This is a genomic window from Acinetobacter brisouii CIP 110357, from assembly GCF_000488275.1.
GTDB classification, from domain to species: Bacteria; Pseudomonadota; Gammaproteobacteria; order Pseudomonadales; family Moraxellaceae; genus Acinetobacter; species Acinetobacter brisouii.
In genome coordinates this window covers 310931-333852 of record NZ_KI530763.1, presented here as the reverse complement: position 1 = coordinate 333852, position 22922 = coordinate 310931, and the positions used below count along the sequence as shown (strand labels likewise).

The following is a 22922-nucleotide window of genomic DNA, read 5'->3' as shown; positions in this document are numbered from 1 at the left end:
GGAAGCTCGAAAGAGCTTTCGAATACTAGGTTAAGCGTATGGCAAATTTAAAAGAAATTCGCGCCAAAGTAGCTAGTATCAAGAGCACGCAAAAGATTACTCGCGCGATGCAAATGGTAGCAGCTTCTAAGATGCGTCGTGCGCAAGAGCGCATGGCTCAAGGCCGTCCGTATGCCGAAAATATGCACCGTGTAATTGCTCATTTGGTACAAGCGAATCCTGAATATAAACACCGTTATATGGTTGAACGTCCAGTAAAACGCGTTGGCTATATCATTGTGTCTTCAGATCGTGGTTTGGCAGGTGGTTTGAACATTAACTTGTTCAAAAAAGTTGTTAAACACGTACAACAACAACAAGAGCAGTCAATTGAAGTTCAATTTGCTTTAATTGGTCAAAAAGCGGTTTCGTTTTTTAAAAACTACGGCGGTAAAGTGCTTGGTGCAACTACGAACGTAGGTGATGCGCCAAGTCTTGAACAGTTATCTGGTTCTGTACAGGTGATGTTAGATGCGTTTGATAAAGGCGAATTAGATCGTATTTATCTTGTATCCAACGGCTTTGTCAATGCCATGACTCAAAATCAAAAAGTTGAACAACTTGTTCCTTTAGCTGCGGCTGATACGGATGAGAGCCTGAACCGTCAATACGGTTGGGACTATATCTATGAACCAGAAGCTGAAGAGCTATTAAATGGTTTATTGGTTCGCTATATCGAGTCTATGGTTTATCAAGGTGTGATTGAAAACATCGCTTGTGAGCAATCTGCACGTATGGTCGCAATGAAAGCTGCAACCGACAACGCAGGTGAGCTGATCAAGAGCCTACAACTTATTTATAACAAGCTGCGTCAAGCCGCGATTACTCAGGAAATTTCTGAGATCGTTGGTGGTGCCGCTGCCGTTTAACATTATTAGTTTGAATTGAGGAGACAGCAATGAGTAGCGGTCGTATCATTCAGATCATCGGCGCGGTTATCGACGTCGAGTTTGAACGTAACAGCGTTCCTAAGATCTATGACGCTCTCCAAGTTGACGGTACTGAAACTACTTTGGAAGTTCAGCAACAACTTGGTGATGGCGTAGTTCGTACCATCGCAATGGGTTCTACCGAAGGCCTTAAACGTGGTCTTAACGTAACTAACTCTGGTGCACCAATCTCTGTACCTGTAGGTACTGCATGTTTAGGTCGTATCATGGACGTTCTTGGTCGCCCTATCGACGAAGCTGGTCCTGTTGCTACTGAAGAACGTTTGCCAATTCACCGTCAAGCACCTTCTTATGCTGAACAAGCAGCTTCTACTGACCTTTTAGAAACTGGTATTAAAGTCATTGACTTACTTTGCCCGTTTGCTAAAGGTGGTAAAGTTGGTCTGTTTGGTGGTGCGGGTGTTGGTAAAACCGTAAACATGATGGAATTGATCAACAACATCGCGAAAGCTCACTCAGGTTTGTCTGTGTTTGCTGGTGTTGGTGAGCGTACTCGTGAAGGTAACGACTTCTATCACGAAATGAAAGATTCTAACGTTCTTGACAAAGTAGCGATGGTCTACGGTCAGATGAACGAGCCACCAGGTAACCGTTTACGCGTAGCGTTGACTGGTTTGACCATGGCTGAATACTTCCGTGACGAGAAAGACGAAAACGGTAAAGGCCGTGACGTATTGTTGTTCGTTGACAACATTTACCGTTACACATTGGCTGGTACCGAAGTTTCTGCACTTCTAGGTCGTATGCCATCTGCGGTAGGTTACCAACCTACACTTGCAGAAGAAATGGGTGTTCTTCAAGAGCGTATTACGTCTACTAAGTCTGGTTCGATCACTTCGATCCAAGCAGTATACGTACCTGCCGATGACTTAACTGACCCATCACCTGCAACTACATTTGCTCACTTGGATGCAACAGTAGTATTGAGCCGTGACATCGCATCTTCTGGTATTTACCCAGCGATCGATCCATTAGACTCAACTTCTCGTCAGCTAGATCCATTGGTTGTTGGTCAAGAGCATTATGAAATTGCACGTTCTGTACAGAACGTATTGCAACGTTATAAAGAGCTTAAAGACATCATCGCGATCTTGGGTATGGACGAATTGGCTGAAGAAGATAAATTGGTTGTTTACCGTGCGCGTAAAATCCAACGTTTCTTCTCTCAACCGTTCCACGTAGCTGAAGTATTTACTGGTGCTCCTGGTAAACTTGTACCGCTTAAAGAAACAATTCGTGGCTTTAAAGGTCTTCTAGCTGGTGAATACGATCACATTCCAGAACAAGCGTTCTATATGGTTGGTGGTATTGACGAAGTGATTGCGAAAGCCGAGAAACTCTAATTTAAGGAGATCATCTCATGGCGACTATGCAATGTGATGTCGTAAGTGTTAAAGAGTCTATTTACTCTGGCGCTGTGACTATGCTTATCGCGAAAGGTGCAGGTGGTGAATTGGGTATTATGCCTGGTCATGCTCCACTTGTAACTTTGCTTCAACCGGGACCGATTCGTGTTCAGTTGGAAAATGGTACAGAAGAAATCGTCTATGTATCAGGTGGTGTTTTAGAAGTTCAACCACATGTCATTACGGTTCTTGCAGATACTGCAATCCGTGCTGACAACTTGGATGAAGCTGCAATTATGGAAGCGCGTAAAAACGCTGAACAATTGCTTGCAAACCAAAAAAGTGATTTGGACTCGGCTGCTGCATTGGCTGCTCTTGCAGAAACTGCTGCTCAGCTTGAAACCATCCGTAAAATCAAAAACCGCGCTCAATAAGAGACGGTTTGAGATTGAAAAAGCCACTCGAAAGAGTGGCTTTTTTTATGAAATTTTCAGTAAAGCATCGACAGTTTTATTGATGCTCTGTCGGTCATGTTTTGCTTATTTTGAATCATTCGATGCTATGCCAAGGTCGTGCCTGTATCTGCTCTTTTTTATGTTATAAAAGAAATGAGCGCTGTCAGGTAGAACTTTATGAAACTCATTGAAATAGAACCGCATTTTTGGGAATTGTACCAAGATCAACAACAACTGTATTTGAGTGTGAGCGTGGATAATAGCGCAGTCACTTATAACTGGGATCTGCATTTAACTGCGCAGCAGATCGAAGCTTATCAACGGCAGGGGCGAGACAGTATTGTTGAGTTGGCTAAGCAGGTTGTTGCAGCCGTTTTTCGGGGTGATTTTTCTTTTATGCAACAGCATGAAGCGACAGCTACAGAAAAGACAGCGATGTTTGCAGCATTTAAGCAATGGCGTGAAGCACAAAAGCCCGATTAAACTTGCGATTGATCAGCAATCAATTGAATGGAAAATTGCCCATGTGTGCTGATTTTTACCTTATAAATTTCATCAAATCCTTCACTAAGCTGCGGGATTTGTAAACGCCGATGGGTGGCATGTACGCCTCGATCGGGTATTCTGGCTTTGCCTTGGCGCTCGGCATTGCGTTCTAAGGCATGACTCAGTGCCGTTTCAAAATAATAAGCCACAATCTGAAATCCTGCCTGCTGTGCGCGTTGAATATAACGGGCACGATCTTCGATGCTGACATTGGTGTTATCAACCACACATTTGGTTTTTGAGGCAAGACAAGCTTCAAAAATGATATTTTCCCGATGACGGGTTTTGAGCATGTCCAGATTAATGCGCAAATGAGTATGATAAAAATATTGTTGATAAAATGTAGATTTCCCAGCGGCCTGAATCCCAATAAAAAGAATAAGTTGCATATATGGTTTACATATCGAAAATGAGGAGATCAACGTCACTATTGGAGAGCTAATCTTCTAACTGGCTATTTCAAAAGGACTTTCGCTGGTTAAATTAATTCTGAAAACATAATTTTGAATTACATAAAACCTACCAAGCACCTACCTATGTCATTTTACTTTATGGATGAGAATGATTCTTAAATTTGGCACCTATCATAATAGTCATTTTCATCAATAGAAATAATAAGGAGAATAACATGGGAAGCACAATGAAAGCCGCTGTGGTGACAGCATTTAATCAACCCCTAGAAATTCAAGAGGTTCCGATTCCGAAAGTGAGCGCAGGTAAAGTCTTGGTCAAAGTCATTGCGACGGGTGTTTGCCATACTGATCTGCATGCTATGCATGGTGACTGGCCAATTAAACCGACGGTTCCCTTTATTCCTGGGCATGAAGGCGTTGGAGAGGTTGTGGAGGTTGGTGAAGGTATTACTCATTTGAAAGTGGGTGATAAAGTAGGAATTCCGTGGCTGTATTCGGCTTGTGGGCATTGTGATCATTGTTATGCAGGTTGGGAAACCTTGTGTAAGAAACAGCAAAATTCAGGTTATTCGGTAAATGGCAGTTTTGCAGAATACTGCCTTGCCGATGGTGATTATGTTGGCGTGATTCCTGAAGGTGTCGATCTGTTTGAAATTGCACCAATTTTGTGTGCAGGTGTGACCGTGTACAAAGGTTTGAAAATGACCGAAGCCAAAACAGGAGACTGGGTTGCCATTTCAGGGATTGGTGGCTTGGGTCATGTTGCGATTCAATATGCCAAAACCATGGGCTTCAATGTTATTGCGATTGATGTAGATGATTCAAAACTTGCATTGGCAAAAGAACTGGGTGCAGATGTGGGGATTAATGCCCTGAAAGTGAATGTCAAAGAGGAGGTTCTAAAAGCTTCTGGGGAGGGTTGTCATGGGGTATTGGTAACGGCGGTTTCTCCGAAAGCCTTTGAACAGGCTGTTTCGATTGTGCGTCGTGGCGGTACAATGGTCTTGAACGGTTTGCCACCAGGCAAATTTGATCTGTCGATTTTTGATATGGTACTGGAGGGAATTACCGTGCGCGGTTCGATTGTGGGAACGCGTTTGGACTTAAAAGAGGCGTTAGATATTGCGGCACGTGGCAAAGTCAAAGCACATATTAGTGTTGAACCACTTGAAAATATTAATGATATTTTTGAGCGGATGGAACATGGCAAGATTGATGGGCGTATTGTGATTGATTTAGCTTTATAAATCAGACGTAATAAAAAAGAGGGCAGATGCCCTCTTTTTTATGCCTGAAATTAACGATGAACTACTTTAATCACGCGATGGTTGTCAGTGTTTACCAAAACGTATTTATGTGGGTTCACTTGATACCATTGTTGATGGCGTGCAGGGTGATGTAATCTTTTATAGTGACGATAATCTACAGCATGTGCACGTCTGAAATGCTCTGGCGGTACAGCATGACCCACGCGCCACTCAGTTGTTGTAACGGTTTGTTTGACATAGTGAGGGTCATTTGGATAAGCAAATACTGACCCTGCAGCTAAAGTTGCAGCTAAAGATAGAACAATTCCTTGAGCTAGACGTTTCATAAAATTCTCCACTTGTTATTGCTGTTGTTTCGACAATTTTATTTAAACAGATTTGTGCTAGGCGCAAATGAAGATTTTGTTGGAACAGTTTTAAAACCATGAACAGACCATGAAAACTTGCCTGCGAAATGTAAACTTAGATAAATTGCTTAGTATTTATGAAAACATCAATCAGTAAAAAGTAGAGTAAATCCGTGATGGACTTACTCTATCTGAATGCTTATTTGGCAAGTTCAGCTTCAATAGCATTGACAATACGCGGGTCATCCGCAGTAATGTCTGGTGCGAAACGTGCGACAACGTCACCATTTTTGCCAATTAGGAATTTTTCAAAGTTCCATAAAATTTCAGGTTTTGGGTTTGGTGTTAAGCCGTAGTCGACCAAATCTTTCCACCAAGGGCCTTCGCCAATACGTTCAGGCTGCGCCGAAATCAGAGCCTGATACAAAGGATGCTTATCTTCACCTGCAACTGAAATTTTTGCAAACAGTGGAAAATCGACATGGTAGTTCAGGGAACAGAATTTTTGAATTTCTTCGTTGCTGCCTGGCTCTTGTGCCAAGAAGTTGTTGGCAGGGAAACCTAAAATTTCTAAACCTTCAGCTTTTTTTGCCTGATACAGTTTTTCCAGACCTTCATATTGCGGAGTTAAGCCGCATTTTGAGGCGACATTGACCACTAAAAGAACCTTGCCTTGGTAAGTTGCAAGCGTAGTTTCTTCGCCTGTAATGGTATTTACAGGAATATCCAAAATTGACTGGCTCATCATCATATCCTTAAAAAGTAGAGTTATGTTTTAAAATGATTTTTTATGAAAGACAAGTAGATTTGCGTGACTAATGTTCAAGGCGCATTTCCGCAGGTGTTTTACCTAAATAACGCTTAAAAAATGTAATAAAACTGGAGCTATGTCGAAATCCCAAAAGGTAAGCAATTTGTTTAATCGCAAGCCCCTGTTTCAATAAAGAAATGGCATGAACAATTTTGGCACGGTTACGCCATTCAGAGATTGGCAGTTTAAGTTCTTGCTGACTCAAGCGTAAAAGATGCCGTTCACTTATACGAAATTCAGTAAGGATTTTCTGAATAGAGTGCTGAAAATGTGCTGAATCACTTAACTGTGCCAGAATCGGTTGCAATACAGGATGACTGGTTTGTGGCAGATAATGATCATAACAGTCTGCCATGCAGATCTGGTCATAAATGACTTGCAATAAATGCTGATACTGCTGTGGATGGCTATGTTGAATTCGTAAGGCTTCTTTTACTAATGTATGAAAGAAAGGTCGAGTGACCAAAGTTTGAGTTTGCGGGCTGAGCTTGTTGGCTAAATAGGGATGAACGCGGATACAAATAAAATGGGTAATCTGTTGGTCAATTGCAATACAGCTATGCTCGGTCTGTGGTGGAAGCCACAAACCGTAATTCGGGGGTGCTAAATACAGCGCATCACCAATCTGGAGTTGTAAAATACCATCGAGGCTAAAGTTAAAATCACCCCATAAACAGCAATGCATCGAAATCTGGTCATTGGCTTGGAAGAAAAACTCATGGATTTCAACCATGTCATTGAGTTGAATGAGATTTGATGCATTGTTCATAGCAATATTTTAGGATTCGCAGGTCATTTTAGGATTATTTAGCCCTCGGGTTAGGGTAAATAAGGCAATTAGTGCCAAGACAATGAAACTCAGGACACTATAAATCAGCGTAGTTTCATTATAGTGGTCAACCACCATTCCGCCAAATAATGAACCCACGGCAATCATGATCTGAAACATCCCAACAAATAACGGCATACCTTTTTCTACCGCATCGCCTGCATGCAAGAACATCCAGATGTTGGCTGTCGTTGGAAATGCTCCAAAAGCAAAGCCCCAGAGTGCAGTCAAGACCAATGCGCCAGACAGATGCACGGCAAATACAGGAAAGCTAAAAAATACGATGGCAAAACACAAACTGACAAAGGCGAGGGTATAGCGAATATTGAGGTTGCCACTATAGCCTGCAAAAGCATTGCCAAAAATCCCTGCAATGCCGTATAGCAATAACAGGCTGCCAATCGTCGCGCTGTTAAAACCTGCAATGTGTTTAAAAAATGGTGCCAGATAGCTATAAGCACAAAAATGTGCCAGACCGATTAATAGAATAATCACAATTCCACGGCGTGCCTTACTGACACGTAGCAGAGCGGGCAAGTCAGCAAAACGAATCGCAGATTCGGGTAGCAGTTTTGGCAAGCACAGCATTTGTAAAATCAGTACCAAAAAACCAATCCCCGCATTGATGGCAAAAGCGCTGCGCCAGCCATATAAGCCACTCAGCCATGTACCAATCGGTACGCCTAGGACTGTTGCAAAAGTCACACCTGTCATGACCACCGCAGTAGCTTTGGCAATTGGGAGTTGGGCAGGTGCAAGTTTGCCACTTAGCGCAATTGCTGTTGCCCAGAACCCACCAATTGAGATACCTAAAACCAGACGGCTAAGCAGTAAAATATGAAAATTGCTGGCCAATGCGGTAATGCTATTGGCAATCACCATAATCGCGGTCAATACAATGAGCACATAACGTCGATCAAGCCGTTTAAACCAGACAGGCAGTAGCGGTGCAGCCAGTGCAGCCATGACACCTGGCAAGGTAATGACCAAACCCGCTGTACCCGTTGAAATATGTAAATCACTGGCGACATTATTGAGTACGCCTACAGGTAAAAATTCACTGGTGACCAGTACAAAGGCAGCAATGGCAACTGTCAAAATGGCAAGCCAACTGCCTTGAGTTGAGGGAGATTGATGTTCTGAGACCACGGAAGTGGGCATAAAGGCATCCTGTTTTCAAAGTAAAAATTAATTATGTAGTGATCACTATAAAATAAAATAGTTGAATAAAATCCAATCGTCAATTAATTTATTAGCGATTGCTATAAAAATGGTTGTTCACTGTATGACAAAAACCACAACAGATTTGGCGGTACAGCACACCGACGTACAGATCAAAAAGAAACGTGGGCGACCAAAGTGTTTTGATGAGCAGCAGGCGCTGGAAAAAGCCATGCTATTGTTTTGGGAACATGGCTATGAAGCGACATCAATCAATGATTTAACCCACGCTTTACAAATTACCGCACCAAGTTTGTATAGCTGTTTTGGGGATAAAGCTTCATTGTTTTATCGCTGTATTGACTATTATCTGGAGCATGAAGCCTGCCCGATTATTCCGATTTTTGAGCAGGCAAAAACAGCAAAAGTCGCATTTGAAATTTATCTGTATAACCATATTCAACGCTTACTCCAGCCCAATAAGCCTGCGGGCTGTATGCTGATTGTTGCCGCAGTCAACTGCTCCGAACAGACGCATGATGTACAGCAAAAAGTTCTGGAAAAACGCTTAAAAGAGAAACAAAAACTGTTGCAGCGTTTGCAGCAGGGCATAGTTGATGGCGATTTGGCACCAACTACACCGATTGAAGAAATGACTGATTTTTATACTACGGTGATTCAGGGGTTAACCTTACAAGCACGTGATGGTGCAACACAGGAACAACTGCATAAAGTGATTGAACATGCCATGCGGGTTTGGGATTTGTTTTAGGTTCAGGTGTCGTCTTTACCATATTCATGTCGGATTTTCAGGATTTCAATTCAATCCGCCGATAGTCAGAATATTCCTTTAATCCATGATCAAGAGAATGCTATGCAACAGCATCAGAAAACACCGTGGTGGGCATTGGCTTTGCCTTTATTGGCCGTACTGATCTGGTCATTGAATATTGTCGTGACCCGTTATGTTTCTGACTTCATTTCACCTGTCAGTATTAGTTTTTACCGCTGGCTGATTGCTTTTGTATTGCTGACACCATTTATGCTGCATCGGGTGTGGCAGGCACGCCAACAGATCCGTCAGCATATTGCTCAACTGGCGGTTTTGGGGGCATTTGGCATGGTGTTGTATCAGGGCATCGCCTATACCGCATCGCATTACACCTCGGCGACCAACATGGGCATTATTAATGCCTTTATTCCCGTGTTCACTATTTTTGTGTCGATGTTGCTGCTTCGAGATACGCCCAACCGCTTTGCCTTGATTGGCAGTGTCTTGTCTTTTTTGGGGTTGTTATATGTGATTGGGCAAGGCAATTTTGCCGCCTTGCTGGCGATGGGGCATCATTTTGGCGATGCGCTGATGGTGGTTGCCGTATTTTTCTATGCATTTTATGGCGTATTCTTAAAGAAATGGCGTTTAAATCTGCCACTCATGGTCAGTGTGTATATCCAGATTGCCTTTGCTTTGCTGTTTCATCTGCCGTTTATTATTTATTTGGGATTGGATGCCTTGAACAGTCAAAATGCTTTGAGCGTGCTGTATGCAGGAATTTTCCCATCACTATGCGCGCCAATTTTATGGATGCTGGCCGTGCAGCATTTAGGGCCAAATCGTACCAGTATTTTTATGAATCTGATGCCTGTATTTACTGCGATTATCGCGTTGATCTGGTTGCATGAACAGTGGACAATCTATCACACGTTGGGCGGCATCATGATTTTGTGCGGGATTGCGCTGGCGCAAAAGAAAAATGCGCCAAGTCATTTGCGTTCCGTCTAATCTTCACTTTGCATTTCAAGTAAGGTGTCGAGTTCATAGATTCCCAAATCCACCACATGGCGATGCAAGAAGTTTTGTTCTGGCAATTCAGGGTTTGGATATAACCAACGGGTAATCTGTTCGGCGACACTCGGATGATACTGAATATTAAAATGGTTTAAGCCATAAAATACAGCCTTGTGCGAATCGGGTAAATTTAAGTTAAAGCGCGGATTTGGGTGTTCGCCCAGTGCGCTTTTGACACTGACCAGATAGTCACCAATCACAGCCATGGTTTTGGTTTTTATTTTCTTAAACTCCATTGTACCTGCAATAAAAAAGGTATTGATATGTGAGGGGAGTGGTGCTGGTTTGCGGCTATCATTCATGGAGCCGATACGGGCAGACATGTGTTCCCAGTCGTCATCCCGCACGCTGCCATAGCGCAAATCTAAAATGCCATTGCTGCGCAGATTGACCACATGACGGGCAATTTTAACCAGAGGAAAACGCCCCAGACTTTCCTGTAAACGAAAGCCAAAGCGTTCCAGTGCCGCGCCATGATGTGGCGAGCCAATACACACCAGATTTTGGGTACGGTGAAACCAGTGTTTTTGATCTTGCTTGCCATAAAATAGCGCGCTACGGCAGACCAAGCCACCCATGCTATGCCCTATTAAATCAATTGATTGAATACGTGGATTGCGCTCAATCAAATCTTCAAGCAAATTGGATAAGCTTCGACCATTGGCAGAAATTCGCCGCCCAGTATTATAGTTAAGATACAGCATGGTATTGTAATCACGCTGTGCCAGTAAGCGTTCGCCAATGCCTTCATAACGATGATTTGACCAATAGAGGTGACTTGTGCATAAGCCATGGACAAAAATTACTACCCGTCCCCCCACATCGCCGCGTTGTATTGCACCATAGTGATCATACAGCACCATAGGTAGTGCCAGTGGGTTTTGCTGGAGCAAGAAATAATCTCCAGCAATACCGTTGAGTATGCTGATAGCTTCCTGAGCAATCGGGCTGAGAGATTTTTGACGGAGTTGTGGATTATGTTCCAGAATTTTCCGTAGACTAGGTGCAATAATACGACTACCAGACTGTCTCATGACTTCGTAAACAGTATGGTTAAATCGATTGATCAGACACATCCGTTGCAGGCGTTGAACATGTTCTTCACTTAAGCCTAAAGCACTCGACAACAGTTCCGTCTGAATGTTATGCATTAAACCGTACAGGTTTTGTTTCGGTGTAGTCAGAAATTGCGCAAAACCCTCCAGCAAGTCCGCTTGACTTGGTGGTGTATCGTCCCAACGACAATAAGTTTCGTGTAGTGGCGTTAAACTTGGCATAGTCTTTGATCTCTCTATAACTGTGCTAACCAAGTATTGTCTGGTACTACGGCAATAATTTATGGTTTTGCTTTGCTTAACATACGCAATTTTTACGCAGGCTGAGCATACTTTTGTCTGACAAGACTAGTTTAAATCATCATAGGGGAGTCATGCATTGAATGACGTAGATTTAATACAAAATTGATGAGTGATTTGTATGAATATTATTTATTTACATGGCTTTCGTAGTAATGCTTATTCGGTGAAAGGGCAGCAACTGAAACGATACTGTGAAGCCCATTGCCCAAGCTATAGTGTACACTTGCCTGATCTGAACATGCCGCCACTGGAAGCGCTGGCACAGGTTGCAGGTTATATTCAGGCGCTTGAAAATGTCGTGCTGGTGGGGAGCAGTCTGGGCGGATTTTACGCAACTCATCTGGCATTGCAGTATGCTTGCCCTGCGGTGCTGATCAATCCTGCGGTACATCCTTATGCCTTGTTTATGCGGTTGTTTGGTCATGGGCAGATTCCGCTACAGGTCACACCTGACTGGACACTGGATCAGTCTCAGTTGCAGCAACTGGCAGCGATGGATGTGCCTATTGTTCAAGATGCCAGCAAATTGTTGGTGTTATTGCAACAAGGTGATGAAGTCTTGGATTATCGGGAAGCACAACGCTATTATAATCAGGCGCAAACCCCCAGCATGATCATGACCGAAATGGGGGGAAATCATGCCATGGAAAATTTTGCTGATAAAATTCCCATGCTACTGACCTTTTTAGCCTTATCGATTACAAAGGAAAAATAATCACGTGTCACAATATACGGCTCAATCCCTTGAAGTTTTATCTGGTCTAGATCCTGTACGTCGCCGTCCGGGAATGTATACCGATACCACGCGTCCAAACCATCTTGCGCAAGAAGTAATCGACAATGCGGTGGACGAGGCTTTGGCAGGGCATGCTAACCAGATTAGTGTCACGGTCTATGAGGATGGCTCTTTATCCGTTCAGGACAATGGGCGCGGGATGCCTGTCGATATTCACCCTGAATACGGACAAAGCGGTATTGAAATTATTTTGACCAAACTGCATGCAGGTGGCAAATTCAGTACTGACAACTATCAGTTTTCTGGAGGATTGCACGGGGTTGGCATTTCGGTGGTCAATGCGCTGTCGAATCGTGTTGAGGTTGAAGTACAGCGTCAGGGTAACTTATACCAAATGGCATTTGAGCATGGCGAGCCTGTTGCGCCGCTTGAAGTGCTTGAAGGTAAAGCCCCGAAACGTGCTACAGGTACACTGGTACGTTTCTGGCCAGACAGTAAATATTTTGACAATCCAAAATTTGCTTTAAAAGCCTTAAAACATAACCTGAAAGCCAAAGCCGTTTTGGCAGCAGGCTTAAAAATTTGCTATATCGACAAGATCAATAACGAAAAAATCGAATGGCAGTTTGAAAATGGTCTGGTCGACTATTTGATGGATGAGCTGCAAGATCGTGAGATTTTGCCGCAACCTGCCTTTGTATCACGTGGTGATGCTGAGCGTGCCAGTTGTGAGTTTGCCGTGTGCTGGAATGTCGAAGGTGGCGAGCAGATTCAGGAAAGCTATGTCAACCTGATTCCGACTGCGCAAGGCGGTACGCATGTAAATGGTTTGCGTGCAGGCGTGACCGATGCGCTGCGCGAGTTTTGTGAACTGCGCAATTTGTTGCCACGTAACATGAAACTTTCAGCAGAAGATGTCTGGGACGGGGTGAACTATATTTTGTCACTCAAGCTGCAAGAACCACAATTTTCAGGGCAAACCAAAGAACGTCTGTCGAGCCGTGAAGCTTCAGGTATTGTCCAAAATATTGCCAAAGATGCGTTTGCATTGTGGTTTAACCAAAATGCCGAAACCGCGACCCAACTAGCGGAAATGGCAATCGCCAAAGCCGGTCGACGTCTAAAAGCAGCCAAAAAAGTCGAGCGTAAACGCATCGTAGCAGGGCCAGCGTTGCCTGGAAAACTGGCAGACTGCGTTGGGCAGACGCGTGAAGAAAGTGAATTGTTTATTGTCGAAGGCGACTCAGCAGGCGGTAGTGCCAAGCAAGCTCGTGACAAGAATTTTCAGGCGATTATGCCGATTCGCGGGAAAATCCTGAATACATGGGAAGTCTCTTCCGATGAAGTTTTGGCTTCGCAAGAAGTGCATGATATCGCGATTGCCATTGGGGTTGACCCTGGCAGTGATGATTTGTCGGAACTGCGCTATGGCAAAATCTGTATTCTTGCCGATGCTGACTCGGATGGTTTACATATTGCGACGTTGTTGTGTGCCTTGTTTGTGAAGCATTTTCCTGCGTTGGTGGAAGAAGGACATTTGTTTGTGGCGATGCCGCCCTTGTTCCGTGTCGATGCAGGCAAAGACGTATTTTATGCACTGGATGAAGACGAACTGGAAAGTATTTTAGCCAAGATCAAAACTAAAAATCCGCAAATTACCCGCTTTAAAGGTTTGGGGGAAATGAATGCGGGTCAGCTGCGTGAAACCACGATGGATCCCAATACACGCCGTCTGGTGCAGTTAGATCTGGATGATGTGCAGTTCACGGCAAGTTTGCTGGACAAGTTGCTTGCCAAAAAACGCTCTGCAGATCGAAAGCACTGGCTGGAGCAAAAAGGTAATTTAGCCGATTTGGTGGTTTAATTGAGCGAATAAAAAAGAGGGCAGTTGCCCTCTTTTTTTATGAATGGGTTTGTCGGTACAAATCCCATTCGTCTTGCTCTTGTCCATTGGGTAATTTGCAGTTGGACGATTCATTGCCAAAGGCATCTTTCAGATGGCGCAGTTTACCGCCTTGTTCTAGGCAGTACTTACTGGCAGGGTTTGCCATCGCCAGTTGTTTTTCCGAAGGGTTGCTGCTACAGGCTGCTAAAAATGCCGTTGTGGTAGCAAGGCTCAGTAAAATCAATTTTTTCATCATGGTATGGACAAAAGTTGGCACACTAAACAGGTTTTCTACTATAGCCAATCGAGCTTGCAGAAGTTTTATGCTTTTGCAAAGACTAAGTAGGGAAAATGTAGAAACATGTTATTCAATTGGCATATCGGTATGCCAAAGGAAATAGCCACCGTACTGGTTTGTTTTGAATTCACCGCCTACAGATTTTCCCTGTTCAGTCAGTTGATGCTTGCCACGATCATTTAAAATCAGGAAGCCTTTATCTACAAAGCGATCCAGCAAATCTTGGGTTTTTAACTTGTATTTGGCAGCCAGTTTGGATGACGTTAGTTTCTGCTGTGCATCATCATTGTCTTGATTCGTGACTTCTGCTTCTTGAGTTTGATTACGAACTTCATCCAGTGAAATGCGGACTTCTTCGCTGATCCGAATAATCCGTTGTGCTTCTTCATAAGCATCTTGAAACACAGACTCATCATGTTGTTTTTCAATCAGAATCCCCATCTCATTATTATTAATTTGACTAAACTCATATAAATTCAAGCTGCTAATAATGCAGGTATTCTCATTCATATAGCATTTTGCATGCAGATTTTTGCAGAAGCTGACCCGAATATAGTCGAGGCGCTGCATCCATTTAATCTCGTCAGGATGTAAATCACTTTTGCCGTAGACAATGCGAATATCAATTTTAAGACGGTTTTTATCTTCCAATAATTCTTTAATACGATCATTCAAACGTAAATAAGGGCTAATCAGAATTAAACGCTCTTTGGCATTTTTAATCAGTTCTTCAAGGAAGAAATTGGTTGCACTGGTATTTAAGAATTTTGCCATGTTTTATCTAGTGTCATGTTGTGTTATTTCAAGATCATAAAGCAAAAGAATTGATGTTTTCCAGTTATTTAGCAGACAGGCTGCCGAAACAGCCTGTTCAGGTTTTTATTCTTGAATCAGTACAGGCTCAGCAAACTCGAACACATCACAATTGTGTCCTGTACCGAGCCGATCAATCACCGCAAAGTCACTTGGGCTTTCGAAAGTCAGCAGTGGGTGATGCCATGTCCCTGCCCGATAATTCACCCCTTGTGTACCATCTGACATAAAGGCGCGAATACGTTGTGGATCGGGCTGCTCGGCATTTAAATTTGGAGCAACCACAATCAGGAATTTTTGTCCCTGCATCGGAATAAAAGCTTGTGAACCGATTGGATGTCGTTCCAGCAGATCAATCTGTAACGGTAAAGTTGTGGTCTTGATATTACGAAAAATACTGATGCCGATCTTGCCTGCTGTATCTGTTTCAGTGTGTACCAAGGCATGATAGCGTTCGGTATGTGCCTCATTAATATGAAAGAAATCATGCCCTGCACAGCCGATTACTTCACCGAATTCGGCGAAGTTTTCGATGGTTAATGGTTCAAGCTGAATGCTGAGTTGGCTCATCCTGTGACTTTACCCCATAAACGGATGCGGCTAATGCCACCATCTGGAATCATGTTAATGCGAATGTGCGAGATTTTTTCGTGTGCCAAGACCTCATTGATATAGCTATGCACATGATTCATTTGCATGTCTTGCGCTTCCAGTAAAAATGGCCAGAACATGCTTTGTGGAATCAGTTGTGGATCGGTGGCATCTTGTACATACACCGCCTGAATCGACACTTGAGCAGGGAAGTTGCCTTTAAAGTGCGCGGTATCAATCTCGATTTTTTCAATCAAGCCTGCTTGTCCCAAAGCCAGCACACACCAGTCAAAACCAGGGGTGCGACGGCGTTTGGTTTCCCAGCCATCCCCCATATTGACACCACGACCAGGGTTAATCAGGTTGCGAGGATGACCATAGTGTGCATCGCTATAGGCGATCACTCGCCCGCCATTTTCCAGTGCCAGTAAATCCAGTATTTGATCGTGATCTTTCAGTTGGATTTGCACTTCACCATAGACACGTAAACGGGCTATGCCACCATCTGGGAAAATGTTCAGGCGAATATGAGTAAAGACCTGATCCGAGGAAATATCAAAAATGTGATGCTGACTTGAACCCAAAACGCTGTTGGGCAACAGGCTATGCCATTCGGCTTGATCAAGCTGATCATCAGGCGCATAGCAAGCTTCCAGTGCAGCCGAAGCAGGATAGTTACCTGTGAAGAACGTAGTATCGATATCTAGCCCATAAATCTTGCCCGCCACACCCAGTTTGACGATACACCAGTCGTAGCCTGCATGGCGTTTACGGCGGGTTTCCCAACCATCCATCCACTTACCGTGATCATCAAACTTGTCTTCGATAAAAATCGGTGCATCCGCGTTGAGCATGCGTTTCGCTTCTGCAAAGAACTCATCGGAACAGTCCATGATTTTGGCACCAATACGTGCATCGGCAAGGTTGGTTAAATGCGTCAGATGTGTAGGAAGTTCAAAAGCAGGGGCGAGTAAGGTTACCATGTAGGGTTCCTGTATGCTGTTATTTTAGTCACTGAAATGGAGTCCTTTACCTATACTAGCATCGTTGTTTATTTAGGGAAGACTGGCAAAAATGTGGCAGTTTTTACGCTAACTGAACAAATTCAGCGAAAAATATTGAGCATGGCACGCTTTTGGCATCAAAAATTAAACAAATGTTATAAATATAAAGGAGCTATAGATGGAAATTGTGATTATCGGCGCCGGTATGGGAGGATTGACTACAGGAATTGCACTAAAAAAGTTCGGACATAAAGTAACCATCTATGAACAAACAGAAAAAATTCTTCCTATCGGTGCAGCCATTTCGTTATGGTCAAATGGGGTTAAATGTCTGAACTATCTGGGATTATCAGAAAAAATTGCCAAACTGGGCGGGCAAATGAATGATTTGGCTTATGTTGATGGTCTGACAGGGGAAACCATGACCCAGTTCAGCTTACAGCCCCTCATTCAGGAAGTTGGGCAGCGTCCTTATCCTGTCTCGCGTGCCGATTTACAAAATATGTTGATGGATGAATTTGGTCGTGAAGACATTCATTTGGGTAAACGCATGCTGGCTTTAGAACAACAAGAACAGCGAGTAAAGATTCAGTTTGCCGATGGGAGTGAGGTTGAAACCGAGCTTTTGATTGGCGCAGATGGAACACACTCATTAACACGTGCTTACGTGCTTGGCGAGCAGGTACAGCGCCGTTATGCAGGCTATGTCAACTGGAATGGGCTAGTGGACATCTCTGAAGATTTAGCACCTGCTGAACAGTGGACGACTTATGTCGGTGAAGGTAAACGTGCTTCTTTAATGCCTGTAGCAGATCAGCGTTTTTATTTCTTTTTGGATGTGCCCTTACCTGCGGGTCTGGAGAATGACCGCAGTCAGTATCAAAGCCAGCTAAAACAATACTTTAAAAACTGGTGCCCACAAGTGCAAACGCTAATAGAGCGACTGGATCCGCAAAAAACCAATCGGGTAGAAATCCATGACATTGAACCCTTTTTACAGTTTTATAAAGGTCGTGTCGTGTTGGTGGGGGATGCCGCGCATAGTACCACGCCTGATATTGGGCAAGGTGGTTGTCAGGCGATGGAGGATGCGATTTATTTGGCACGTGCTTTACAGATCAATACTTTGGGTGTTGAAGATGCCTTGTCACGCTATCAGGAAAAACGTAATGAGCGTACCAAGGAAATGGTGTTACGTGCCCGCAAGCGTTGTGATGTGACCCATATGAAAGATGAAGCAACTACACAAACGTGGTATAGCGAACTGCGTCAGGAGCAGGGCCCACACATCATGCAGGGGATTATTCACAATATCGTGGGAAATGTACTGGATTAAACCTGATTAGCAATAAGAAAAGCAAACCATAAAAAAAGATGCCTTGAGGCATCTTTTTTAACAACTTGATCAAGATGGTACTACCGTCGAAACGGTAGTTATACCAAGACACTTAGAAGTTGTAAGTGATTCCAAAACGGTTTTGCAAGAACAGGTTGGCATCACCTTGGAGTTTCTGGAAGCCAACAAATTCAGACAGGCTCAAGCCTTTGAGGGAGCCTGTGAAATTATAAAAACCATAGAACATCACTTCATACATGTCATTGTTGAGGCTGCTCAGTTTTTTGTAGCTATCGTTCACTGCAACATAGCTCAAACGCGTACCCACAAAGGCATTCTGACCAAATGGCGAAGAAAGCTCGGTGGTATAGAAATCGCCTGGTCCCAAGTCCTGAGTACTGGTGAAGAATGGCTGTGCAAAGTATGGATCAGAAGACGTATTGTGAGCATAAGGGGTTGGCAAACTACCTAGACCCCAAGCGTTATTTTTCTTGAATACGTGGTCATAGCCAATACGCCAAGTCAGTTTGTCAGTTGGTTTAAGTTTCAACTGAGCACCAAGTGATGTGCTGTCGACTTTACCAAATTGCGCATCACCAATGTCATTGGCATAAGCGGCTTGCACGCTAACTTCTGGGTTCCATTTAACTTTGTTGAAGCCAAGATTGGCTTCGCCATAATACAAGTTGAATGAATCTTCATAGCTTTCTACCCAAGCCTGAGTTTTTAGGTATTTATCATTCAAGTTGAATTTTTTACCTAGACCGAAGTTGGTGACGTGATCAAGACGTGTGTTTTGTGCAGCCGAATATGGGTCATCATTGTAACGGTCACGGTGGGCAAAGTTGTCATCGCCGTAGCTTTTGTATTTATTAATATAGGTCGCACGAACGAAGTTATCGACATCACCGTACTTCATGTCAACGCCTTGATATAAGAACGGTTGGACACGATAGAAGGAATAATCACCCACAAATGGCAGGTCAAGTTTTTGATTACCCACTGTCACCGAGAATTTGTCTTGTGTCCAGTTTAAGTAAGCTTCACCAATACCAAAAGTACCATCTGATAATTCAGAAACGCTATGAGAACCGTGTGAAAGACGATTTTGACCTTCAATCCCGACAACTGCCTGAAAGCCATTGTAACGGGCTGTTTTATAATTTACATATCCGCCAGCAGTAGTAGTATCTTGGCTGATATTACTAAAGTAAGCATTGTTGGTTGAGTAAGAAGCCAAACGTAAGCTACCTTCAACCGAACCACAGCTAAACATTTGTGAAAAATCACTGACATTCGTGGCCTTACAAGCGTCATCGCTAGATAATGGCAATGCAAAAACTGAAGAACATAAGCTGCTGATACCACATAATAGAAGCGCTTTTTTAAGGCGAATGTTGCTCATTGTAGACTTCCCCACGAAAATAAACTGGTTTACAAGCAAGATGCAAAAATTTGACCAATTTTAAACAAATTTCGCTTGAATGTAGCTATTGATTAGACAAATCGACAGTAGATCGTTGAGAAAAACGGCAGAAAAGCCGAGAAAGCATGAGGAAATATAGCGGTGTGATGTATTTTTAATGATTGATCTATAAAAACTCCATTCAAAAACTCACGGCAAAAAGTAGGGTTTTACATGGCATCCTGCTTGGATTTAGTGCAGAAAATGAATTTATTTTGACCATTTGGTCTGATTGGTATAATCCTGCTACTTGGCAGAATCATACCTTGTCGTCAGCAATTTGCTGCTTAACTCCCCCGATAGGTCGAGTAAGCAAATGGGCTAATCAGTAAAGGCACATGATAGTGTTCTTGTGGATCTGCGACATAAAACTGGATACAGACTTTAGGAAAAAAAGTCTCAAGTTGTTTCGATGCGAAGTAAGGTAAAATTTCATATTCAAGCTGATATTCGCCTTCCGTGATGGTAGTCAAACCAAAATCTTTCAGGCGACCATCGGCATCGGTTTGGCCTTGCCCAAGTAATTGATGGCTGACCGCCTCAAATAACTTCACGTTTACCGCCGCAGCAGGTTTGCCTAAGTGCGTATCTAAAATATGGGTACTAATCACTTTCGATTCCCAGTTCCAAGCGATGCAGAGCAATCCCCGCAAGCTGTTCATGAACCACCTGTTTTTCGGTCTCCAGGTCATTTTGCAAACGTTGTTGTAAGGCTTCAAAAATATCCATATGCGTCAGCCCAACGGCTTTAATTAAGAAGATAAAACCAAATTTTTGTTCATAAGCCAGATTGGCTTCATACAGTGCATCAGTCGTTTCAACACCTTGGTAAATGAGCGCCTGTTCTTGTTGTGAAAAAGCCTGCTCTTGTGCTGACAAAGCCTGTTTTGCCTGTTGTTCCCCAATGCGTGGATGTGCATCTAGCGCTGCTTTAATATCTGACCATGTCCATGTTTCCGTTTGCATCTCGGCTGCATTGATCAGGGTGTGCTTGCTTGGATAGGGGCGTTGTTCAGAAAGTGTTCTTACCCAAGAAGAAATATGGACACAGTGTTTTAAAAATTCTTGCGCCTGTGTCTCGGAGAGTTGGTTGAATTCTGAGAGTTGCATAATTATGTCCAGTTTATTGTTGCTTTTAATCATTTAAACATGTGCAATCATGGCTTAAAAAGCAAGAGCCAACACAGATTTTTTTACTTTGGATAATGATGCTGATACCAATGCTCGGCAATATCCTGACGGCGACAAATCCATACCCGTTCATGTGACTGAATGTAATCTAAAAAGCGTTGTAATGCCTTGAAACGCCCAGGTTTACCTAAAATTCGGCAGTGCATGCCAATCGACAGCATTTTCGGTGCAATCTCTCCTTCCGCATACAACACATCAAAAGCATCTTTGAGATACTGATAAAACTGCTCGCCACTGTTGAAACCGCCAGATGAACAAAACTTCATGTCATTGGATTCTAAGGTATACGGAATAATCAGATGTGGTCGGCTTTCACCTACTGAGTTGGTCAAGGTAGTCCAAAAGGGCAGGTCATCACCATAGTAATCACTATCATATTGAATTTGTGGGAATTCAGCTAAAAGTTGGCGGGTGTTCGGGCTATCGCGTCCTGTGTACCAGCCAATAGGTGCATCACCAAAAAGCGTTTCCAGTACGCTGATCGCCTGATCCATATATTGCCGTTCCGTTTCAAGAGGCATGTCTTGATAATGAATCCAGCGCTGCCCATGCGATGCCACATCGTAGCCCGCTGACTTGATTGCTTCGACTACATAAGGATTACGAATGAGAGCCATACCGACACCAAAAATAGTCATGGGTAAATTACGCCGTTGAAACTCTTCATGGATACGCCAGAAACCTGCACGCGAACCATATTCGTACATGGAATCCATCGACATGTATCTGGCAGGAAAACTGGCTGCGCCAATAATGTCGGATAAAAATTGCTCCGAGCCTGTATCGCCATGCTCAATATGGTTTTCAGATCCCTCCTCATAATTCAGTACAAACTGCACCGCAATTTTGGCTTGATGTGGCCAGTTGGCATGAGGAGGAGACCCATGATAGCCAATCAGGTCACGAGAATAGGGGGTAGAACGAATACAATCGATGAGTGCCTGACCACGCAAGTAAGAAGTTGTCACGGTTGGTTTCCTTTTGATCGTTTTTTGCAAAATATGCTTGCATATTTTCGAGTATAGCCTGATATTTAAAGCATAAGGACACCGAAACAATATGCAAAAATGGTGACAACATCTTCTGTTTAGGAAGAGTAAAAGCTTATAAATTTAAGTGTTTTTACCATCGCGCATCATTAGGTTTCAGGTGCATTTACATGGATGGTTGTTTTGTTTTGCACAGCGCAGATCGATGAAATAAGAGAGGATTAATTATGAATATTGAAATCCGTACAGATAAAAATATCCAAAATAGTGAACGTCTAATTGGCTATATACGTGCAGAACTTACGAATGAATTTCAACGTCACAGTGAACGTATTACTCACTTTTCAGTACATTTAAGTGATGAAAATGGAGACAAGGGCGGAGATGACGACCTACGTTGCATGATCGAAGCACGCCTAGCAGGATTGAAACCGATTGCTGTGTCACATAAAGCAGGTAATGTGGATGCCGCAATTCATGGCGCAATTGAACGCCTCAAACGTAGCCTAGAACATGTGATTGAGAAAAAAGATAATCCTCGCGCTAAACCGCTTGAAATTGAAGAAGAAGATGAAGCTTAAGTAACTGCTTTTTCTAGAAAAGCTCCCTCGGGAGCTTTTTTTATTGCCTTTGATATTGGATTTCTTGTTAAACTGGCTTGAGCACATTGCCATTGAGAACTCATCATGCTAACGACATCACAACATGCCTTGATTGATGCCATTGAACAACTTGACCCAGCCAAAGTACAAGACCTGTTATCTCAAGGGCTTGATCCTAATTTTATGGATCCTGAAAAAGGCTTGCCAATTACCGTGGTTTGTGATGGCTTGTTCCAGTGGTGGGAAGCGCTGTGCGATGCTTCTGAGGCAGGAAAACCTTTGTCAGAACAACAAAAACAGCAACTCCTACAACCCCATCTTGAAATTCTAGATGCTTTGATTCAGGCGAAAGCCAATGTGCATTTGTGGGATGCGGAAGAGTTTTATGGACCGCTTTGGGATGCAGCCAGCGCAGCATGTGTTCCTGCGGTGCAGCGGTTGCTGGATGAAAAAGTCAACCCAAATACGTTGGATGATGAAGATTTAACCGTGTTATCATCAATTAGCCAATTATTTTTTGAATGTGACTATGATGAAATCGATTGGTCGCAAACCTTGCCAGAGCAAAAGCAGACTTTGCAGTTGCTTCGTGAGCATGGTGCAAAAATGACAAAAGAATTAACTAACGCTTAATCCTTGA

The 22922-nt window shown here is 43.3% G+C and carries 26 protein-coding genes; 12 read left to right on the top strand and 14 right to left on the bottom strand.

Going from position 1 to position 22922, the window contains the following annotated elements; all coding sequences use genetic code 11:
- Positions 1-38 precede the first annotated feature (38 nt).
- The 4 genes from atpG (at position 39) to P255_RS12395 (ending at position 3273) form a co-directional block, all read left to right on the top strand.
- Complete coding sequence (atpG, locus tag P255_RS12410; protein WP_004902727.1) at positions 39-908, top strand: F0F1 ATP synthase subunit gamma; 870 nt, start codon at positions 39-41, stop codon at positions 906-908.
- A 29-nt stretch (positions 909-937) separates the two neighbouring features.
- The gene (atpD, locus tag P255_RS12405) at positions 938-2332 is read left to right on the top strand and encodes a F0F1 ATP synthase subunit beta (protein WP_004902726.1); all 1395 of its coding nucleotides are present in this window, start codon (positions 938-940) and stop codon (positions 2330-2332) included.
- A gap of 17 nt (positions 2333-2349) precedes the next feature.
- Positions 2350-2769 (top strand): F0F1 ATP synthase subunit epsilon, encoded by a 420-nt coding sequence (locus tag P255_RS12400; protein ID WP_004750042.1) that lies wholly within the window; start codon positions 2350-2352, stop codon positions 2767-2769.
- Positions 2770-2967: 198 nt separating this feature from the next.
- Complete coding sequence (locus P255_RS12395) at positions 2968-3273, top strand: hypothetical protein (RefSeq protein WP_004902725.1); 306 nt, start codon at positions 2968-2970, stop codon at positions 3271-3273.
- Here the strand turns inward: P255_RS12395 and P255_RS12390 are convergent.
- The gene (locus P255_RS12390) at positions 3270-3725 is read right to left on the bottom strand and encodes an ATP-binding protein (protein WP_004902724.1); all 456 of its coding nucleotides are present in this window, start codon (positions 3723-3725) and stop codon (positions 3270-3272) included. The two genes, P255_RS12395 and P255_RS12390, sit on opposite strands and share 4 nt — an antisense overlap.
- Positions 3726-3964: 239 nt before the next feature.
- Between P255_RS12390 and adhP the strand changes: the two genes are divergently transcribed.
- On the top strand, positions 3965-4996 hold the full coding sequence (gene adhP, locus P255_RS12385; RefSeq protein ID WP_004902723.1) for an alcohol dehydrogenase AdhP: 1032 nt from the start codon (positions 3965-3967) through the stop codon (positions 4994-4996).
- A 50-nt stretch (positions 4997-5046) separates the two neighbouring features.
- On the opposite strand, the gene P255_RS12380 is transcribed toward adhP, so the two are convergent.
- The 4 genes from P255_RS12380 to P255_RS12365 form a co-directional block, all read right to left on the bottom strand.
- Positions 5047-5343, bottom strand: a complete 297-nt coding sequence (locus tag P255_RS12380; RefSeq protein ID WP_004902722.1) for an RcnB family protein — start codon at positions 5341-5343, stop codon at positions 5047-5049.
- Positions 5344-5563: 220 nt separating this feature from the next.
- Positions 5564-6109 carry a glutathione peroxidase gene (locus tag P255_RS12375; protein WP_004902721.1) on the bottom strand — a complete coding sequence of 182 codons (546 nt, stop codon included), beginning with the start codon at positions 6107-6109 and terminating at the stop codon, positions 5564-5566.
- Positions 6110-6179: 70 nt separating this feature from the next.
- Positions 6180-6944: an AraC family transcriptional regulator gene (locus P255_RS12370; RefSeq protein ID WP_004902720.1), complete on the bottom strand. Its 765-nt coding sequence runs from the start codon at positions 6942-6944 to the stop codon at positions 6180-6182.
- Positions 6945-6953: 9 nt separating this feature from the next.
- Positions 6954-8165 carry an MFS transporter gene (locus tag P255_RS12365; protein WP_004902719.1) on the bottom strand — a complete coding sequence of 404 codons (1212 nt, stop codon included), beginning with the start codon at positions 8163-8165 and terminating at the stop codon, positions 6954-6956.
- A 124-nt stretch (positions 8166-8289) separates the two neighbouring features.
- Here P255_RS12365 and P255_RS12360 point away from each other — a divergent pair, with 124 nt between their 5' ends.
- A complete protein-coding gene (locus P255_RS12360) occupies positions 8290-8937 on the top strand; it encodes a TetR/AcrR family transcriptional regulator (RefSeq protein ID WP_004902718.1) in 648 nt (215 codons plus the stop codon).
- 102 nt (positions 8938-9039) lie between these two features.
- On the top strand, positions 9040-9948 hold the full coding sequence (locus P255_RS12355; protein ID WP_004902717.1) for a DMT family transporter: 909 nt from the start codon (positions 9040-9042) through the stop codon (positions 9946-9948).
- On the opposite strand, the gene P255_RS12350 is transcribed toward P255_RS12355, so the two are convergent.
- Positions 9945-11291 carry an alpha/beta fold hydrolase gene (locus P255_RS12350; RefSeq protein WP_004902716.1) on the bottom strand — a complete coding sequence of 449 codons (1347 nt, stop codon included), beginning with the start codon at positions 11289-11291 and terminating at the stop codon, positions 9945-9947. The two genes, P255_RS12355 and P255_RS12350, sit on opposite strands and share 4 nt — an antisense overlap.
- A 199-nt stretch (positions 11292-11490) precedes the next feature.
- Between P255_RS12350 and P255_RS12345 the strand changes: the two genes are divergently transcribed.
- Both P255_RS12345 and parE read left to right on the top strand, forming a co-directional pair.
- Entirely contained in the window at positions 11491-12087 is a 597-nt protein-coding gene (locus tag P255_RS12345) for a YqiA/YcfP family alpha/beta fold hydrolase (protein WP_004902715.1), read from the top strand.
- Positions 12088-12091: 4 nt separating this feature from the next.
- Complete coding sequence (parE, locus tag P255_RS12340) at positions 12092-13972, top strand: DNA topoisomerase IV subunit B (RefSeq protein WP_004902714.1); 1881 nt, start codon at positions 12092-12094, stop codon at positions 13970-13972.
- Between the two features lie 37 nt (positions 13973-14009).
- On the opposite strand, the gene P255_RS12335 is transcribed toward parE, so the two are convergent.
- The 4 genes from P255_RS12335 to alc all read right to left on the bottom strand — a co-directional run bounded on the left by P255_RS12335 (position 14010) and on the right by alc (position 16678).
- The gene (locus tag P255_RS12335) at positions 14010-14297 is read right to left on the bottom strand and encodes a putative hemolysin (RefSeq protein ID WP_228127517.1); all 288 of its coding nucleotides are present in this window, start codon (positions 14295-14297) and stop codon (positions 14010-14012) included.
- A gap of 60 nt (positions 14298-14357) precedes the next feature.
- A complete protein-coding gene (locus P255_RS12330; RefSeq protein WP_004902712.1) occupies positions 14358-15065 on the bottom strand; it encodes a phospholipase D family protein in 708 nt (235 codons plus the stop codon).
- A 105-nt stretch (positions 15066-15170) separates the two neighbouring features.
- The gene (locus P255_RS12325) at positions 15171-15674 is read right to left on the bottom strand and encodes an ureidoglycolate lyase (RefSeq protein ID WP_004902711.1); all 504 of its coding nucleotides are present in this window, start codon (positions 15672-15674) and stop codon (positions 15171-15173) included.
- Positions 15671-16678 (bottom strand): allantoicase, encoded by a 1008-nt coding sequence (gene alc / locus P255_RS12320; protein ID WP_004902710.1) that lies wholly within the window; start codon positions 16676-16678, stop codon positions 15671-15673. The genes P255_RS12325 and alc overlap by 4 nt, the downstream gene beginning before the upstream one ends.
- Before the next feature lie 199 nt (positions 16679-16877).
- On the opposite strand from alc, the gene hpxO reads away from it, so the two are divergent.
- The gene (gene hpxO, locus P255_RS12315) at positions 16878-18035 is read left to right on the top strand and encodes an FAD-dependent urate hydroxylase HpxO (RefSeq protein ID WP_004902709.1); all 1158 of its coding nucleotides are present in this window, start codon (positions 16878-16880) and stop codon (positions 18033-18035) included.
- A 112-nt stretch (positions 18036-18147) separates the two neighbouring features.
- On the opposite strand, the gene P255_RS12310 is transcribed toward hpxO, so the two are convergent.
- The 4 genes from P255_RS12310 to puuE form a co-directional block, all read right to left on the bottom strand.
- Positions 18148-19440: a hypothetical protein gene (locus tag P255_RS12310; RefSeq protein WP_004902708.1), complete on the bottom strand. Its 1293-nt coding sequence runs from the start codon at positions 19438-19440 to the stop codon at positions 18148-18150.
- 347 nt (positions 19441-19787) lie between these two features.
- A complete protein-coding gene (gene uraH, locus P255_RS12305; protein ID WP_035365528.1) occupies positions 19788-20111 on the bottom strand; it encodes a hydroxyisourate hydrolase in 324 nt (107 codons plus the stop codon).
- The gene (gene uraD, locus P255_RS12300; protein ID WP_004902706.1) at positions 20104-20610 is read right to left on the bottom strand and encodes a 2-oxo-4-hydroxy-4-carboxy-5-ureidoimidazoline decarboxylase; all 507 of its coding nucleotides are present in this window, start codon (positions 20608-20610) and stop codon (positions 20104-20106) included. The genes uraH and uraD overlap by 8 nt, the downstream gene beginning before the upstream one ends.
- An 83-nt stretch (positions 20611-20693) precedes the next feature.
- On the bottom strand, positions 20694-21659 hold the full coding sequence (puuE, locus tag P255_RS12295) for an allantoinase PuuE (protein ID WP_004902705.1): 966 nt from the start codon (positions 21657-21659) through the stop codon (positions 20694-20696).
- Between the two features lie 248 nt (positions 21660-21907).
- Between puuE and P255_RS12290 the strand changes: the two genes are divergently transcribed.
- Together P255_RS12290 and P255_RS12285 are read left to right on the top strand one after the other, a co-directional pair.
- On the top strand, positions 21908-22261 hold the full coding sequence (locus P255_RS12290) for an HPF/RaiA family ribosome-associated protein (protein ID WP_004902704.1): 354 nt from the start codon (positions 21908-21910) through the stop codon (positions 22259-22261).
- Between the two features lie 105 nt (positions 22262-22366).
- A complete protein-coding gene (locus tag P255_RS12285; protein WP_004902703.1) occupies positions 22367-22915 on the top strand; it encodes an ankyrin repeat domain-containing protein in 549 nt (182 codons plus the stop codon).
- Positions 22916-22922: the final 7 nt, after the last annotated feature.